The following is a 13,195-nucleotide window of genomic DNA, read 5'->3' as shown; positions in this document are numbered from 1 at the left end:
CGGCTGACGGGCCTGAGGGTCCGGGGCGGCACGGCGTCTTCCAGGCGGAGCGGGAGACGGCGCAGCTCTTCGTCATCGACGCCGAGGTGCAGATTCCGCTGGCCCGCCCCGGGCGCACCGACGACATGCGCGACAGCCTCTCCTACGCCGACGTCGCCGCAGATCTGGAGCGAGTCGTGACCGGCCAGTCCTACCAGCTCATCGAGCGGCTCGCTGCGGTCTGCGCCGAGCGTGTGCTGCTGCTGGACCCTCGCGCCGCCGCCGTCACGCTCACAGTGCACAAGCCTGAGGCCCCATGTCTCAGGACTTCGACGATGTCTCCGTCACCATCTCTCGGAACCGAGCAGACCTTCCTCTGGCACAGGGCGCTGAGTCCATGCGCTCCCCGGCGGAGGGGCCGAGGGCTGAGTCCCCGTACGAGCGCACATCACTGGCCGACCTCGCGGAGGAGGCCAGCACGCGGCACCTCCGCGACCCCGACCTGCCTGCCGCCTTCCCGGTGCGCAGCGTGATCGCCCTGGGCTCCAACGTCGGAGACTCGCCGCTGACGCTCGCCTCCGCCGTCGCCTCCCTGGAGAGGAGCGACGACGTGATGGTCCTCAGCCGCTCTCCGGTGGCCCAGACCAAGCCCGTCGGCGGGCCCGCCCGGCAGCGCGACTACCTGAACCAGGTGGTGGAGATCGAGACGCGTCTCTCACCGCATGCCCTGCTGGACCTGGCCCAGACCATCGAGGATGAGCACAACCGAATTCGTGAGCAGCGGTGGGGCCCTCGGACCCTGGACGTGGACATCGTCACCTATGCCGGGGCGGTGATCGACTCGCCGCGGCTGCAGGTGCCGCACCCGTCCGCCGCGGAGCGGGCGTTCGTTCTGCTGCCCTGGTCCTGGATGGACCCGGTTGCGCTGCTCGAAGGGCGGCCGGTGCGTGAGCTCGCCGCCGAGGCGCACGACCACGACGATGTGATCCGCCTGTCTGACGCCTCGGAGTCCGAGCCGGTGCCGGGTGCAGACATGGATCCCGCGCACCCATGAGGCCGATGCGCGCCCTGTGGCTGCTGGCGGCCCTCGGAGGCTCCGCGGTCGCCGGGTTCCTCGCTCTGCACCTCACCGCAGCGTGGGGCCTGCCCTCGCCGGTGCTTCCGATCATCTCCGTGGTCACCTTTGTGGGCCTCGGGCTGCTCCTCATCAGCCTTGGTCTGGTCGTGCGCGCTGATCAGCGTCGCATCGAGCGCGCGGCGGAGCAGGCCCGGCTGAAGAACGAGGCGCCCCGGCATCCCGAACGCTGGCTGCATCCGCTGCAGGCCATGCGGGTGGCGGTGGTAACCAGGCTGCCGCCTACGCCGGTGCGCTGGTCGTAAGCTGGCACGGCGGCGTGCTCCTTGACCTGGGTCCCGCAGCCGGGCTCGGGACCCCAACGTCAACGCCGCGGTGGTCATCGGGCTGGCGGGCGTAGGCTGGGTCCTCGTCGGATTCGTGGTGGAGCGGCTCTGCCGGATCCCCTGACGCAGGCGGGGGCCGGAGCGGTACGCTCGCAGACGAGAGGAACACCGAGGAGGGAAACGAGGGATATGCACTCTGAAGCCATCGACCCGGCAGGGGTCGAATGGACGCGGGTGGACGAGAAGCTCATCACGGTCCGCCTCATCACCGGGGTGGCCGGGTGGCTGATCTGGCTGGTGGTTCCGGCGGTCGCCCTGACGCTGACCCTTCTGGGCATCTGGGACATCTGGGCGTGGCTTCTCGGGCTCGTGCTCGCCGTGCTGCTGATCTGGGCGGTGATCGACCTTGCTCTGGTGCCCCGTCGAGTGCGAGCCATCGGATACTGCGAGCGGCAGGACGACCTGCTGATCCGCACCGGCATCCTCTGGCAGCGCGTCGTGGCGGTCCCATACGGTTACTCCAGTACGTCGACATTGAGGCCGGGCCGATCATGCGCAGATTCGCCATCTGCACGGTGCAGCTGAAGACAGCATCCGCCGACACCGATGCGTCCATACCGGGGCCACCCGAGCAGAGGGAGCACGTCTGCGCGATGAGCTCTCAGCCCGCGGGCAGGCCCGGCTGGCAGGGCTCTGATGACAGAGCAGCCCGAACCCGCCGCCGCAGAGGGCAGGGAGGCCTGGTTCGACGAGACCTGGACCAGGGTCCACCCGCTCAGCCCGGTGGTCCAGGGGTGGGCGATCTTCATCGGTCTGCCCGTGCTGGTTCTGGGCTATAACTGGCAGGCCTGGCAGGGACTCTGGGAGGCGATCCGCTCAGGCGAGCTCCAGGAGACGGTTCAGGAGAACCCCACCGCGACGCTGATCGGGGCAGCAGCTCTCGTCGGACTCTTCCTTCTCATCTTCGGGGTGCGTTCCTGGGCTGGTGGTTCACCCGATACAAGGTCACCGATGAGCATGTGATGGTGAAGTCCGGGGTCTTCGTCAGGCAGCACCGGCAGGCGCGGATCGACCGGGTTCAGTCCGTGGACCTGCGTCAGCCGCTGCTGGCCCGCTTCACCCGGCTCGCTGAGCTGAAGTTCGAGGTGGCTGAGGGGACGGCACAGCTGTGACGCTCTCGTTCCTGCGACGGGCGGAGGCGGAGCAGCTGCGCGGCGAGATCATGGACCGTGCCTCCGGACGCGAGGCGGAGCCCGCACATCAGCCTGACCCGGATGCCTATGGGGCCGAGCCTGAGGATCACGCCGTGCACGCCGACGGTCCCTACGCGCCGCAGCCGCAGCCGCAGCCGAGCAGGGCAGCCGAGGAACGGTTCATCACCAAGGTGCCCACCCGACGCCTCATCGGTTCGGTCCTGCTGGGGCCGGTGGTCGGGATCGTCGTCTTCATCACCGTGTTCGCGTCCCTTGCTGCCGCGTTCATCACCCTCATCCCGACCCTGTTCGGCGACACCGGGACCCCGGGCGGGCTCTGGGCGGTGATCGCCGGGGGCATCGGCGCGTTCCCGTTCCTGATCCCGATCGTCATCGGCTTCGCGTTCACCATCTGGAGCCAGGTCAACAGCGCCTACGGCTTCACCGCCACCATGACTGATGCCTACCTGAGGCTGCGCTACGGACTGACCACCACCAACACTCAGACGGTGCCCCCAGGACGCGTCCAGGGTCTGAGCATCCGCCAGCCGCTGCTGTGGCGCATGCCCGGCTGGTTCCAGATGAATGTGACCGTGGCCGGGTACGGCCTCGATGCGCGCAATCAGGTGCTGCCCGTCGGCACCAAGGACGATGTGATGGCGGTGGCGGCCGAGATCTTCCCGGATCTGCGGGTCGACAATCCCGAGGAGCTGTTCATGCACGGGATCACCGGCTCCGGGGAGGAGCTGGGCTTCACCGCCGTGCCCCGCCGCGCCCGTGTCTTCGACCCCTGGTCCATCGGCGCCGAGGCTTTGTGACGACCCCAGCGTGCTCATGCTCCGTGACGGCTGGGCCGCCCGCGTGCTGCGCATGATCCCCACGAGCGGGTCCAGTCGCTGGAGCTGAGCCAGGGTCCCTGGCCCGGCGACGACGCGTCGCCGACGTCAGGGTTCACCTTCCCTCGGGTCCGGTGCTCGGCCTGGCGAAGAATCAGGACCTGGCCGCCGCGCAGGACCTCTACGAGTTCGAAGCTTCGCAGGCAGCGGTGGCGCGCCGCATATCGGACCGCAACCAGTGGATGCAGTCCGAGGAGCTCGCGGAGTTCGAGCGGATGGTGGAGAAGATCGAGACGGAGAAGGAGGAGTCCCGTGTCGATTGATCCCTACGCCGCAGATCTGCCTGGTCCCTCCCGGCAGGGCCGCCTGGGCATCGGTGTGATCTCAGCGGGCAGGGTAGGGGCTGTGGCCGGGGCCGCGCTGCAGGCTGCGGGGCACCACGTCGTCGGAGTCCATGCCGTCTCGGCGGCGTCGCGAGAGCGGGCGGAGCGGATGCTCCCCGATGCTCCCATTCTGGATGTTCCGGAGATTCTGCGCCGCGCCGAGCTGATCCTCCTCGCTGTGCCCGACGATGCGCTCCCGTCAGTCGTCTCCGGCGCTGCCGAGGCCGGGCATTTCCAGCCCGGGCATCTGGTGGTCCACACCTCGGGACGCTTCGGCACAGGGGTGCTGATGCCTGCCCAGGAGGCGGGGGCGATCGGCTTGGCCATCCACCCCGCCATGACCTTCACGGGAACGCCTATGGACCTGCAGCGCCTGAGCGCTGCGGCGTGCGCCGTGACTGCGCCTGAGGATGTGCTTCCGGTCGCCCAGGCGCTCGTGGTGGAGATGGGTGCCGAGCCGGTCGTCGTCGCCGACGAGCACCGGGCGACGTATCACGCGGCTCTGGCCCATGCGTCGAATCATCTGAACACCATCACCGCGCAGGCCGCGCAGCTCCTCGAGGGCGTCGGCGTGGAGAGGCCCTCGAGGCTTCTGGGCCCGCTGATGCAGGCCTCGCTGGACAACGCGCTGGCCTCCGGGGAATCAGCCCTGACGGGCCCCGTGGCCCGCGGCGACGTCGGGACCGTCCGGCTCCACGTCGCACGGCTCAGCGCCGAGGGCATGCCCCGGACATCCTCGCCGCCTACACCCAGCTGGCCACGTCCACAGCCCAGCGAGCACTCGCGAGCGGGAGGATCACACACACGCAGGCCGCCGAGATTCTCGACGCCCTCAAGCACCCCTGAGCGGCCCCGCCGCCTGAGGGAACGTGCCCGGCGAGCTTGCGGAACGAGGCTGCCGCCCCGCCCTAGACTGGGATGCCGTGACCCAGATTCTCCGGACCATCCCCGAGCTCCAGGATGCGCTCGCCGCCGCCGTCGAGCACGCCGAAGCCTCGACGCCCACCGTCGGCTTCGTGCCCACGATGGGTGCCCTGCACTCCGGCCACGGAGAGCTGCTGAGGGCCGCACGCGAAAGCGCGGACATTGCCGTGGCCAGCGTCTTCGTCAACCCCTTGCAGTTCGACGATGCCTCGGACTACCTGCACTACCCCCGGCAGCTGGAAGCCGACGCCGTCCTGCTCGAGGAGCACGGCGTGGACCTCGTCTTCGCTCCCTCGCTCGACGAGATGTACCCGGGCGAGGTTGAGGGTCGGACGCCCCGGACCCGCAGGTGCGCGTCAGCGTCGGAGACATGGGACGCATGTGGGAGGGGGCCTCACGCCCCGGGCACTTCGACGGTGTCGCCACCGCAGTGGCCAAGCTCCTGAGCATCGTGGCCGCCCCTCTCGGCCGCCGGACCGTGCTGCAGGCCTGGTTCGGGGAGAAGGACGCCGAGCAGCTCGCCATCATCCGGCGGCTGGCCGCAGACCTCAACCTTCCCGCAGAGATCCGTGCTGTGCCGATCGTCCGCGACGAGAACAGGCTCGCCCTCTCCTCACGGAACCAACGGCTCACACCGGAGCACTACCAGTCTGCTCTGAGCCTGAGCGGAGCGCTGAGGGCCCTCGCCGAGGATGCTCGCCGAGGGCGGCCGCTGGACATCCCTCTCCAGAGCGCCCATGTGAGGTCCGCGGGAGCAGACCTGGACTACCTCGTCGTCGTCGACCCCGCCACGCTCAAGGAGCTGGATCTCAGCGAGACCGCCCCCTGCGGCACGAGGCTCTGGCCCTCATCGCCGCACGGGTGGGACCAGTCCGTCTCATCGACACCATGAGAATAGGACCCACGGTTTAGGCTGGCGGCATGACCTCCGCGCTGTTTCCGCACACTGATGAGTCCGTACGGCCGCAGGATGACCTGAACCGCCACGTCAATGGCGCGTGGCTGGCCACCGCGCAGATCCCCGAGGACCAGGACGCCTACGGCGCCTTCCATCACCTGCGGGACAAAGCCGAGGAGGACGTGCGAGCCATCCTGGAGGAATCGGCGCAGGCGGTGAACTCCCCCGACACCGCTCAGTCGCTGGACCCCGAGTTCAGCCGCATCCAGCACCGCATCGGAACGTTCTACGCCGCCTTCATGGACGCCGAGCGGGCGGAGGAGCTGAAGCTCGCTCCCATCGCCGAGAAGCTCATCGCCGTCGACGCAGCCGACAGCCCCGGGGAGCTGCTCCGCCTGTCCTGCGCCTGGCAGCGCGAGGGAGTCAGCGGGCTGATCGGTGCAGGCGCCGTCCGCGACGCCGGTGACCCGCAGCGCGTGCTCTGGCATGTCATGCAGGACGGACTGGGTCTGCCCGACGAGGCCTACTACCGCGAGGAGACTCACGCAGAGACCCTCGGCCAGTACGAGGAGCACCTGGTGCGGCTGCTCGCGCTGGGCGGCTATGGGCAGGAGGAGGCAGCATCCGCGGCTGCCGATGTCGTCTCCCTGGAGAAGCGGCTCGCCGGGCACCACTGGGACCGGGTGACCCTCCGCGACGCGCAGAAGAGGTACAACCTGAAGACCCGGGCCGAGGCCGAGGCGCTGATGCCGCTGCTCGCCGAGGCCATCGACGGCTGGCAGCTCACCGACGCGCAGGCGGCAGAGATCGTCGTCGGACAGCCGGACGTGCTCGAAGGGTTCCAGGCCGCGCTGACGCAGGAGCCGCTGGAGACGTGGAAGCACTGGCTGCGCGTCAATCTCCTGCGCAGCGCAGCACCCCTGCTGCACCAGGCCATGGTCGATGAGCACTTCGACTTCTACGGCCGCACGCTCAACGGCACTCCTCAGCTGAAGGAGAGGTGGAAGCGCGGAGTGGCCCTGACCAACGCACACCTGGGTGAGGATGTCGGCCAGATCTACGTGGACCGCCACTACCCGCCCGAAGCCCGCGCCGCGATGGACGAGCTCATCGACTCCCTGCTGCAGGCATACCGGCAGTCCATCTCGGAGCTTGACTGGATGGGCGAGGACACCCGCGTCCACGCCCTCGAGAAGCTCGGCTCCTTCACCCCCAAGATCGGCTTCCCCAACCGCTGGATCGACTACTCGGACGTCCCCGTCGGCCCCGACGCCGTAGAGAACTCGTCCCGGGCATCGATCGCCGCCTGGAACCGTGACGTCGCAAAGATCGACGAGGGCCCGGACGACGAGGAATGGCACATGACCCCCAGACGGTCAACGCTTACTACCACCCGCTGGAGAACGTCATCTGCTTTCCGGCAGCGATCCTTCAGCCGCCCTTCTTCTCCGCCGATCGGGACATGGCGCAGAACTTCGGAGGCATCGGAGCGGTCATCGGGCATGAGATCGGTCACGGCTTCGACGATCAGGGCTCCCGGTATGCGGCGGACGGCTCCTGACTGACTGGTGGACCGAAGCAGACCGGGAAGCGTTCGAGCAGCGCACCGGGAAGCTGGTGCACCAGTTCGGCGAGCTCTCCCCATCCGTGCTCGACGATCAGCACACCGTCAACGGCGAGCTGACCCTGGGGAGAACATCGGCGACCTGGGCGGCATCGGGATCGCTCACAAGGCCTACACGCTCTGGCTCGACGGCCGCGAGGACGAGGAGATCGACGGACTCACCGGTGACCAGCGGTTCTTCAGCGCATGGGCGTCGGGCTGGCGGCAGGTGATCAGGCCCGAGCGCGCCCTGACGCTGCTGAGCATCGATCCGCACAGTCCGGCCGAGTTCCGCGCCACTCAGCCGGTCAAGAACGTCGACGCGTTCCACGAGGCCTTCGGCACGGTCGAAGGCGACGGAATGTGGCTCGCGCCGCAGGAGCGCGTCACCATCTGGTGACTACTACACTATGCGCGTGACACCTGACGCCCCCGCCGCCGAGAACGCCGTGGACACCACTGACCAGCGCGCTGTCCGCATGGACAAGCGCACCCGCCTGATGGAGAAGGGCGTGGCCCCCTATCCCGTGACGGTCCCGCGCACCGCCTCTCTGGCAGCTGTGCGCGAGCAGTTCGACGGTCAGGTCGAAGCAGGGGACTCCACCGGCGAGAGGGTCTCGATCACCGGCCGGGTCATGTTCATCCGCAACACCGGCAAACTCTGCTTCGCGACCCTGCAGGAGAGCGGCCCCGGGGTGAGGCAGTGCGGCTGCAGGCCATGATCTCCATGGCCGAAGTGGGCGAGGACGCCCTCGCGGACTGGAAGGCTCTGGTGGACCTCGGAGACTACATCCAGGTCAGCGGCGAAGTGATTGCGTCCCGACGAGGCGAACTCTCCGTGATGGCTTCCTCATTCGCGGTCGCATCGAAGGCGCTGCGTCCCCTTCCCGTCCTCCACGCAGACCTGAACGAGGAGACCCGCGTCAGGCAGCGCTATGCCGACCTCATCGTCCGCGACGAGGCCCGCCAGATGGTGCACACCCGGTCAGCAGTGACCCGCGCGATCCGCGACACCCTCCACCAGCGCGACTACGTCGAGGTGGAGACGCCCATCCTGCAGCTGCTCCACGGAGGAGCTCAGGCGCGCCCCTTCCAGACGCACCTGCATGCCTTCGACCAGCCGATGACCCTGCGGATCGCCACTGAGCTCTACCTGAAGCGGGCCGTGGTCGGCGGCATCGACCGCGTCTTTGAGATCGGCAGGGTCTTCCGCAACGAAGGTGTGGACTCCACCCACTCGCCGGAGTTCACCACCTTGGAGTCCTACGAGTCCTGGGCGGACATGTACACCATGGCCGAGCGCATGCGGGAGATGATCCTGGCGGCAGCCGATGCGGCAGAGATCGGCCGTCAGATTCCCACCGAGGCCGGAACCGTGGATCTGGACGGCGAATGGGCATGGATGTCGGTCTACCCGGGCCTCTCGGAGGCGCTCGGCCAGGAGATCACGCCTGAGACCGACGAGCAGACTCTGCGGGCCGTCGCCGAGGAGCGCGGCGTGTCCGTCGCCGCCGATTGGGATGCCCAGAAGCTGGTGATGGAGCTCTTCGGCGAGATCGTCGAACCGACCCTGCTCCAGCCCACCTTCGTCTGCGACTACCCGCCCGCTGCTCAGCCGCTGGCACGTGAGCACCGCGACAAGCCCGGCGTCATTGAGGCGTGGGACCTCATCATCGCGGCAGCGAGCTCGGCACCGCGTTCTCGGAGCTCATCGATCCCGTCGTCCAGCGTGAGCGCTTCGTGGAGCAGTCCCGCAAGGCGGCTGCCGGTGACGAGGAAGCGATGCAGCTCGACGAGGACTTCCTCCGCGCACTGGAGTACGGGGCACCGCCGATGGGCGGGCTCGGCCTGGGCATCGACAGGCTGGTGATGCTTTTCACCGGAACAGGAATCCGTGAGACTATCCTGTTTCCGCTGCTCAAGCCTGAGGCTAAGGACTCCTAGGAGATCACCATGGGCGAAGATTTCTGGGACTATTTCTCAGCACTTGCACCTTCAGTGGGCGTCGGTCTGCTGTTCTGGTTGGCCATTCGGGCAATTTTCCGTGCAGATCGCAAGGAGCGCGCGGCTGAGGCTGAGGTTCGTGAGGATCATCCGGACCAGAATGACGCCGGTCACAGTTGATCAACTAAACGTCAACCTGAATTTTTGCCGAAAAAATACTAGGTTTCTGGTCGGGTTGACTGGCGCGTAATTTTCCTGAAACACTTATTAGACAGTCGCACTGCAACTTCGTAGTTCGACACCCATAATTCGTATGCCTGAATGAAGCACCCAGGGGTGGGTACCAGGCTTTCATTTCGCTGACCAGTAAGGAATTCAGCCCATGGCTAAGAAGGTTGAAGAAGTTCTCATCGATGATCTGGATGGAACTCCCGCCAAGGAAACCGTCAACTTCGGCGTCGACTCGCAGTTCTATGAGATCGACCTGAACGAGGAGCACGCCAAGGAGCTCCGCGACCTGCTGCGCAAGTACAAGCGCAAGGCTCGCACCATAGGGCCGCCCTCGCCGCAGAACGAGGCGAAGCAGATCCGGGAGTGGGCCGTGGAGAACGGCTACACCGTGGCCAAGCGCGGCCGCCTCCACCGCGACATCGTCGAGGCCTACCGCGCTGCGAAGAAGAAGTAGTCGCCGCACGGCAGGCGCTGAGGGCCCGGAGGCAGCCGCTTCCGGGCCCTCAGCTTTTCCCTGTGGCGAACAGGGGCGCATCCGCCCTCGCACTCCCTTACTGTTGAGTGCAGGAACGACAATGCAAGGAGTGTCTGTTGGCCATGTTTGAGAGATTTACTGACCGCGCCCGCCGCGTCGTCGTCCTGGCCCAAGAAGAGGCCCGGATGCTCAACCACAATTACATCGGCACCGAGCACATCCTGCTCGGGCTGATCCACGAGGGCGAGGGCGTGGCCGCGAAGGCGCTGGAGTCCTCGACATCTCCTCCAGGGGTGCGCGAGAAGGTCCAGGAGAAGATCGGCCCGGGCCAGAGCGCGCCATCGGGGCACATACCCTTCACCCCCGCGCCAAGAAGGTCCTGGAGCTGTCCCTGCGCGAGGCGCTGCAGCTGGGCCACAACTACATCGGCACGGAGCACATCCTGCTGGGCCTCATCCGAGAGGGCGAGGGCGTTGCGGCGCAGGTGCTCGTGGAGCTCAACGCCGACCTCAACAAGGTTCGCCAGCAGGTGATTCAGCTCCTCTCCGGGTACTCCGGGGTGAGCAGGGCGGCAAGGAGAAGGTAAGCGCAGGAGTGGGCAGCGGCAGCGAAGGCCAGCCCGCAGGCTCTGTCGTGCTCGATCAGTTCGGCCGCAACCTGACCACAGCAGCCCGTGAGGCCCAGCTGGACCCGGTCGTCGGACGCGACTATGAGCGCGAGCGCGTGATGCAGGTCCTCGCCCGCCGCACCAAGAACAACCCTGTCCTCATCGGTGAGCCGGGCGTCGGCAAGACCGCTGTGGTCGAAGGCCTTGCTCAGGACATCGTCAACGGCGACGTCCCAGAGATCCTCCAGAACAAGCAGCTGTACACCCTTGATCTCGGCTCTCTGGTGGCGGGCTCCGCTACCGCGGTGACTTCGAAGAGCGGCTGAAGAAGGTGCTCAAGGAGATCAAGACCCGCGGCGACATCATCCTCTTCATCGACGAGATCCACACCCTCGTCGGTGCAGGCGCTGCCGAAGGCGCGATCGATGCGGCCAACATCCTCAAGCCGATGCTGGCCCGCGGCGAGCTGCAGACCATCGGCGCCACCACCCTGGACGAGTACCGCAAGCACATCGAGAAGGACGCGGCCCTCGAGCGCCGCTTCCAGCCGATTCAGGTGGACGAGCCCACCGTCGAGGTCACCGTTCAGGTGCTTCGCGGTCTGCGCGACCGCTACGAGGCCCACCACAAGGTGTCCATCACCGAAGAGGCCCTGGAAGCCGCCGCGAACCTGGCTCACCGCTACATCAACGACCGGTTCCTCCCGGACAAGGCGATCGACCTCATCGATGAGGCGGGCGCTCGGCTGCGCATCCAGAAGATGACTCCGCCTCCCGAGCTCAAGGAGTTCGAGACCAAGATCGAGGATGTGCGGCGTGAGAAGGAAGCCGCCATCGACGCGCAGGACTTCGAGGGCGCCGCAAAGCTCCGTGATGATGAGCAGAAGCTCATCGAGGAGAAGGATGCCAAGGAGCAGGCCTGGAAGTCACGCTCCATGGACGAGATTGCCGAAGTCGACGGCGACCTGATCGCCGAGGTCCTCGCCTTCTCCACCGGAATCCCGGTCTTCAAGCTCACCGAGCAGGAGTCCGACCGCCTGAAGCGGATGGAGGAGGAGCTGCACAAGCGGGTCATCGGTCAGGACGAGGCCGTGAAGTCGCTCTCGCGTGCTATCCGCCGTACCCGTGCTTACCTCAAAGACCCGAACCGGCCCTCGGGCTCGTTCATCTTCGCCGGGCCCACGGGCGTCGGCAAGACGGAGCTGGCCAAGGCTCTGGCTGAGTTCCTCTTCGGCGACGAGGACTCGCTGATCACGTTGGACATGTCGGAGTTCAGCGAGAAGCACACCGTCTCCCGCCTGTTCGGTGCCCCTCCGGGCTACGTCGGCTACGAGGAGGGCGGTCAGCTGACCGAGAAGGTCCGGCGCAAGCCGTTCTCCGTGGTGCTCTTCGACGAGGTGGAGAAGGCTCACGCCGACCTGTTCAACTCGTTGCTGCAGATCCTTGAGGATGGCCGTCTGACGGACTCGCAGGGACGCGTGGTGGACTTCAAGAACACGGTGATCATCATGACCACCAACCTCGGCACCGGGGACATCTCCAAGGGCGTGATGACCGGCTTCACCTCGAACGCCGATACTTCCACGAACTATGAGCGGATGAAGGGCAAGGTCAACCAGGAGCTTCGCCAGCACTTCCGTCCCGAATTCCTGAACCGTGTGGATGACACCATCGTGTTCCCGCAGCTCGAGCAGTCCGAAATCGTGAAGATCGTGGACCTGTTCGTGAACCGCCTCCGCTCCCGGCTCGCCGAGCAGGCGATGACCCTCGAGGTCGCTCAGCCTACTCGGGAGTTCCTGGCGGAGAAGGGCTACGACCCCACGATGGGTGCCCGGCCGCTGCGTCGATCGATCCAGTCCATGGTCGAGGACCAGCTGTCCGAGAGGATCCTCTACGGAGAGATTCCCCACGGCGCACAGATCCTCGTCGGCCTGTCGGGAGAGGGCGCCAGCCGCGAGCTGACCTTCGACTGGCGGATGCCGTCGGAGGAGCTCGAAGCAGGACAGGAGCCCGCAGCGATCGAAAGCTGATCACCGCATGGGTCAGAAAGTGCCGGGAAGAGCGATCTTCCCGGCACTTTCTGTGCCAGTCCGTCCTGCAGCAGGGACTGCAGGCACCTTCGCCGCTGCTCAGAGGATGTCTCCGGGAGGGGAGCGCCTCGAGGAGTGCGTCCTCGCTCAGATGCTCCCCGAGGCCGATGCGTCGCGGAGAAGGGTCATCAGCGCTCCGCGGACTTGCCGGTCGGTGCCGTGCCAGGCCTGGCCGCGCGTCTTCTGCTCCTCTGTGGGTGCGGGCGACCCAGCAGCACGCCAGGCGCACATGTCCCGAACCGGGCAGATGCCGCACTTCGGGGACTTCGAGGTGCACACCAGCGATCCCAGCTCCATGGAGGCGATGTTCCAGGCGCAGGCCACCCCACCGTCGTCGAGATTGGGGTCAGGGAAAGCGTCATGGGCGAGCCGTCGCTGAGCCGCCGTGTATGTCTTGCCCGCCAGCGGCCGAGCATCGAAGACCCGCACGAGCACTCGGCGAATGTTCGTGTCCACCACCACTTCGGGCTGTTCGAAGGCGAAGCATGCCACGGCCGCGGCCGTGTACTCGCCCACCCCGGCAGGGCGCGCAGCTGATCCCGTGTCCCGGGACCTCGCCCCCGTGCTTCTCCACCATTGCGGCCGCAGCCTGCTGAAGACGCAGGGCCCGGCGTGGATAGCCCAGCCGGTCC

At 67.1% G+C, this 13,195-nt stretch carries 12 protein-coding genes and 5 pseudogenes; 16 read left to right on the top strand and 1 reads right to left on the bottom strand.

Annotated elements, in window-relative coordinates:
• Positions 1-74 precede the first annotated feature (74 nt).
• The 16 genes and pseudogenes from K0H76_RS18770 to K0H76_RS18695 all read left to right on the top strand — a co-directional run bounded on the left by K0H76_RS18770 (position 75) and on the right by K0H76_RS18695 (position 12,503).
• Positions 75-512: a dihydroneopterin aldolase gene (locus K0H76_RS18770; protein ID WP_258935478.1), complete on the top strand. Its 438-nt coding sequence runs from the start codon at positions 75-77 to the stop codon at positions 510-512.
• Positions 500-1,033, top strand: coding sequence for a 2-amino-4-hydroxy-6-hydroxymethyldihydropteridine diphosphokinase (folK, locus tag K0H76_RS18765; RefSeq protein WP_258933955.1), 534 nt, complete (start codon positions 500-502; stop codon positions 1,031-1,033). Before K0H76_RS18770 ends, folK begins: the two co-directional genes overlap by 13 nt.
• A 5-nt stretch (positions 1,034-1,038) precedes the next feature.
• Positions 1,039-1,359, top strand: a complete 321-nt coding sequence (locus K0H76_RS18760) for a hypothetical protein (RefSeq protein ID WP_258933954.1) — start codon at positions 1,039-1,041, stop codon at positions 1,357-1,359.
• Positions 1,360-1,569: 210 nt separating this feature from the next.
• A pseudogene (locus tag K0H76_RS18755) lies at positions 1,570-2,077 on the top strand (PH domain-containing protein).
• Positions 2,077-2,403: a hypothetical protein gene (locus tag K0H76_RS18750; protein WP_258933953.1), complete on the top strand. Its 327-nt coding sequence runs from the start codon at positions 2,077-2,079 to the stop codon at positions 2,401-2,403. Before K0H76_RS18755 ends, K0H76_RS18750 begins: the two are co-directional and overlap by 1 nt.
• The gene (locus tag K0H76_RS18745; RefSeq protein WP_258933952.1) at positions 2,403-2,552 is read left to right on the top strand and encodes a PH domain-containing protein; all 150 of its coding nucleotides are present in this window, start codon (positions 2,403-2,405) and stop codon (positions 2,550-2,552) included. The genes K0H76_RS18750 and K0H76_RS18745 overlap by 1 nt, the downstream gene beginning before the upstream one ends.
• Positions 2,549-3,391: a PH domain-containing protein gene (locus K0H76_RS18740; protein ID WP_258933951.1), complete on the top strand. Its 843-nt coding sequence runs from the start codon at positions 2,549-2,551 to the stop codon at positions 3,389-3,391. The genes K0H76_RS18745 and K0H76_RS18740 overlap by 4 nt, the downstream gene beginning before the upstream one ends.
• Positions 3,392-3,543: 152 nt before the next feature.
• Positions 3,544-3,732 (top strand): hypothetical protein, encoded by a 189-nt coding sequence (locus K0H76_RS18735; RefSeq protein ID WP_258933950.1) that lies wholly within the window; start codon positions 3,544-3,546, stop codon positions 3,730-3,732.
• Between the two features lie 16 nt (positions 3,733-3,748).
• Positions 3,749-4,638: pseudogene (locus tag K0H76_RS18730) on the top strand (DUF2520 domain-containing protein).
• Between the two features lie 77 nt (positions 4,639-4,715).
• Complete coding sequence (locus K0H76_RS18725; RefSeq protein ID WP_258933949.1) at positions 4,716-5,162, top strand: pantoate--beta-alanine ligase; 447 nt, start codon at positions 4,716-4,718, stop codon at positions 5,160-5,162.
• Positions 5,096-5,608: a pantoate--beta-alanine ligase gene (locus K0H76_RS18720; protein WP_258933948.1), complete on the top strand. Its 513-nt coding sequence runs from the start codon at positions 5,096-5,098 to the stop codon at positions 5,606-5,608. The genes K0H76_RS18725 and K0H76_RS18720 overlap by 67 nt, the downstream gene beginning before the upstream one ends.
• Before the next feature lie 29 nt (positions 5,609-5,637).
• Positions 5,638-7,617: pseudogene (locus tag K0H76_RS18715) on the top strand (peptidase M13).
• Positions 7,618-7,627: 10 nt separating this feature from the next.
• Positions 7,628-9,161: pseudogene (lysS, locus tag K0H76_RS18710) on the top strand (lysine--tRNA ligase).
• Positions 9,162-9,170: 9 nt separating this feature from the next.
• On the top strand, positions 9,171-9,341 hold the full coding sequence (locus tag K0H76_RS18705) for a hypothetical protein (RefSeq protein WP_168198655.1): 171 nt from the start codon (positions 9,171-9,173) through the stop codon (positions 9,339-9,341).
• 202 nt (positions 9,342-9,543) lie between these two features.
• On the top strand, positions 9,544-9,846 hold the full coding sequence (locus K0H76_RS18700; RefSeq protein ID WP_146340899.1) for an Lsr2 family protein: 303 nt from the start codon (positions 9,544-9,546) through the stop codon (positions 9,844-9,846).
• Between the two features lie 143 nt (positions 9,847-9,989).
• Positions 9,990-12,503: pseudogene (locus K0H76_RS18695) on the top strand (ATP-dependent Clp protease ATP-binding subunit).
• A 147-nt stretch (positions 12,504-12,650) separates the two neighbouring features.
• On the opposite strand, the gene K0H76_RS18690 reads toward K0H76_RS18695, so the two are convergent.
• Positions 12,651-13,079: a hypothetical protein gene (locus K0H76_RS18690; RefSeq protein ID WP_258933947.1), complete on the bottom strand. Its 429-nt coding sequence runs from the start codon at positions 13,077-13,079 to the stop codon at positions 12,651-12,653.
• Positions 13,080-13,195 lie beyond the last annotated feature (116 nt).

It is taken from the genome of Nesterenkonia pannonica, from assembly GCF_019575955.1.
Taxonomy (GTDB): domain Bacteria; phylum Actinomycetota; class Actinomycetes; order Actinomycetales; family Micrococcaceae; genus Nesterenkonia; species Nesterenkonia pannonica.
Note: the sequence above shows the minus strand (reverse complement) of the source record. Positions and strands in the feature narration are given on the sequence as shown.

Excerpts from the sequence above, each read along its gene's own strand:
- K0H76_RS18750 (WP_258933953.1), top strand. The coding sequence starts at position 2,077 with ATGACAGAGCAGCCCGAACCCGCCGCCGCAGAGGGCAGGGAGGCCTGG.
- K0H76_RS18700 (WP_146340899.1), top strand. The coding sequence starts at position 9,544 with ATGGCTAAGAAGGTTGAAGAAGTTCTCATCGATGATCTGGATGGAACT.
- K0H76_RS18720 (WP_258933948.1), top strand. The coding sequence starts at position 5,096 with ATGTGGGAGGGGGCCTCACGCCCCGGGCACTTCGACGGTGTCGCCACC.
- K0H76_RS18745 (WP_258933952.1), top strand. The coding sequence starts at position 2,403 with ATGGTGAAGTCCGGGGTCTTCGTCAGGCAGCACCGGCAGGCGCGGATC.
- K0H76_RS18760 (WP_258933954.1), top strand. The coding sequence starts at position 1,039 with ATGCGCGCCCTGTGGCTGCTGGCGGCCCTCGGAGGCTCCGCGGTCGCC.
- K0H76_RS18705 (WP_168198655.1), top strand. The coding sequence starts at position 9,171 with ATGGGCGAAGATTTCTGGGACTATTTCTCAGCACTTGCACCTTCAGTG.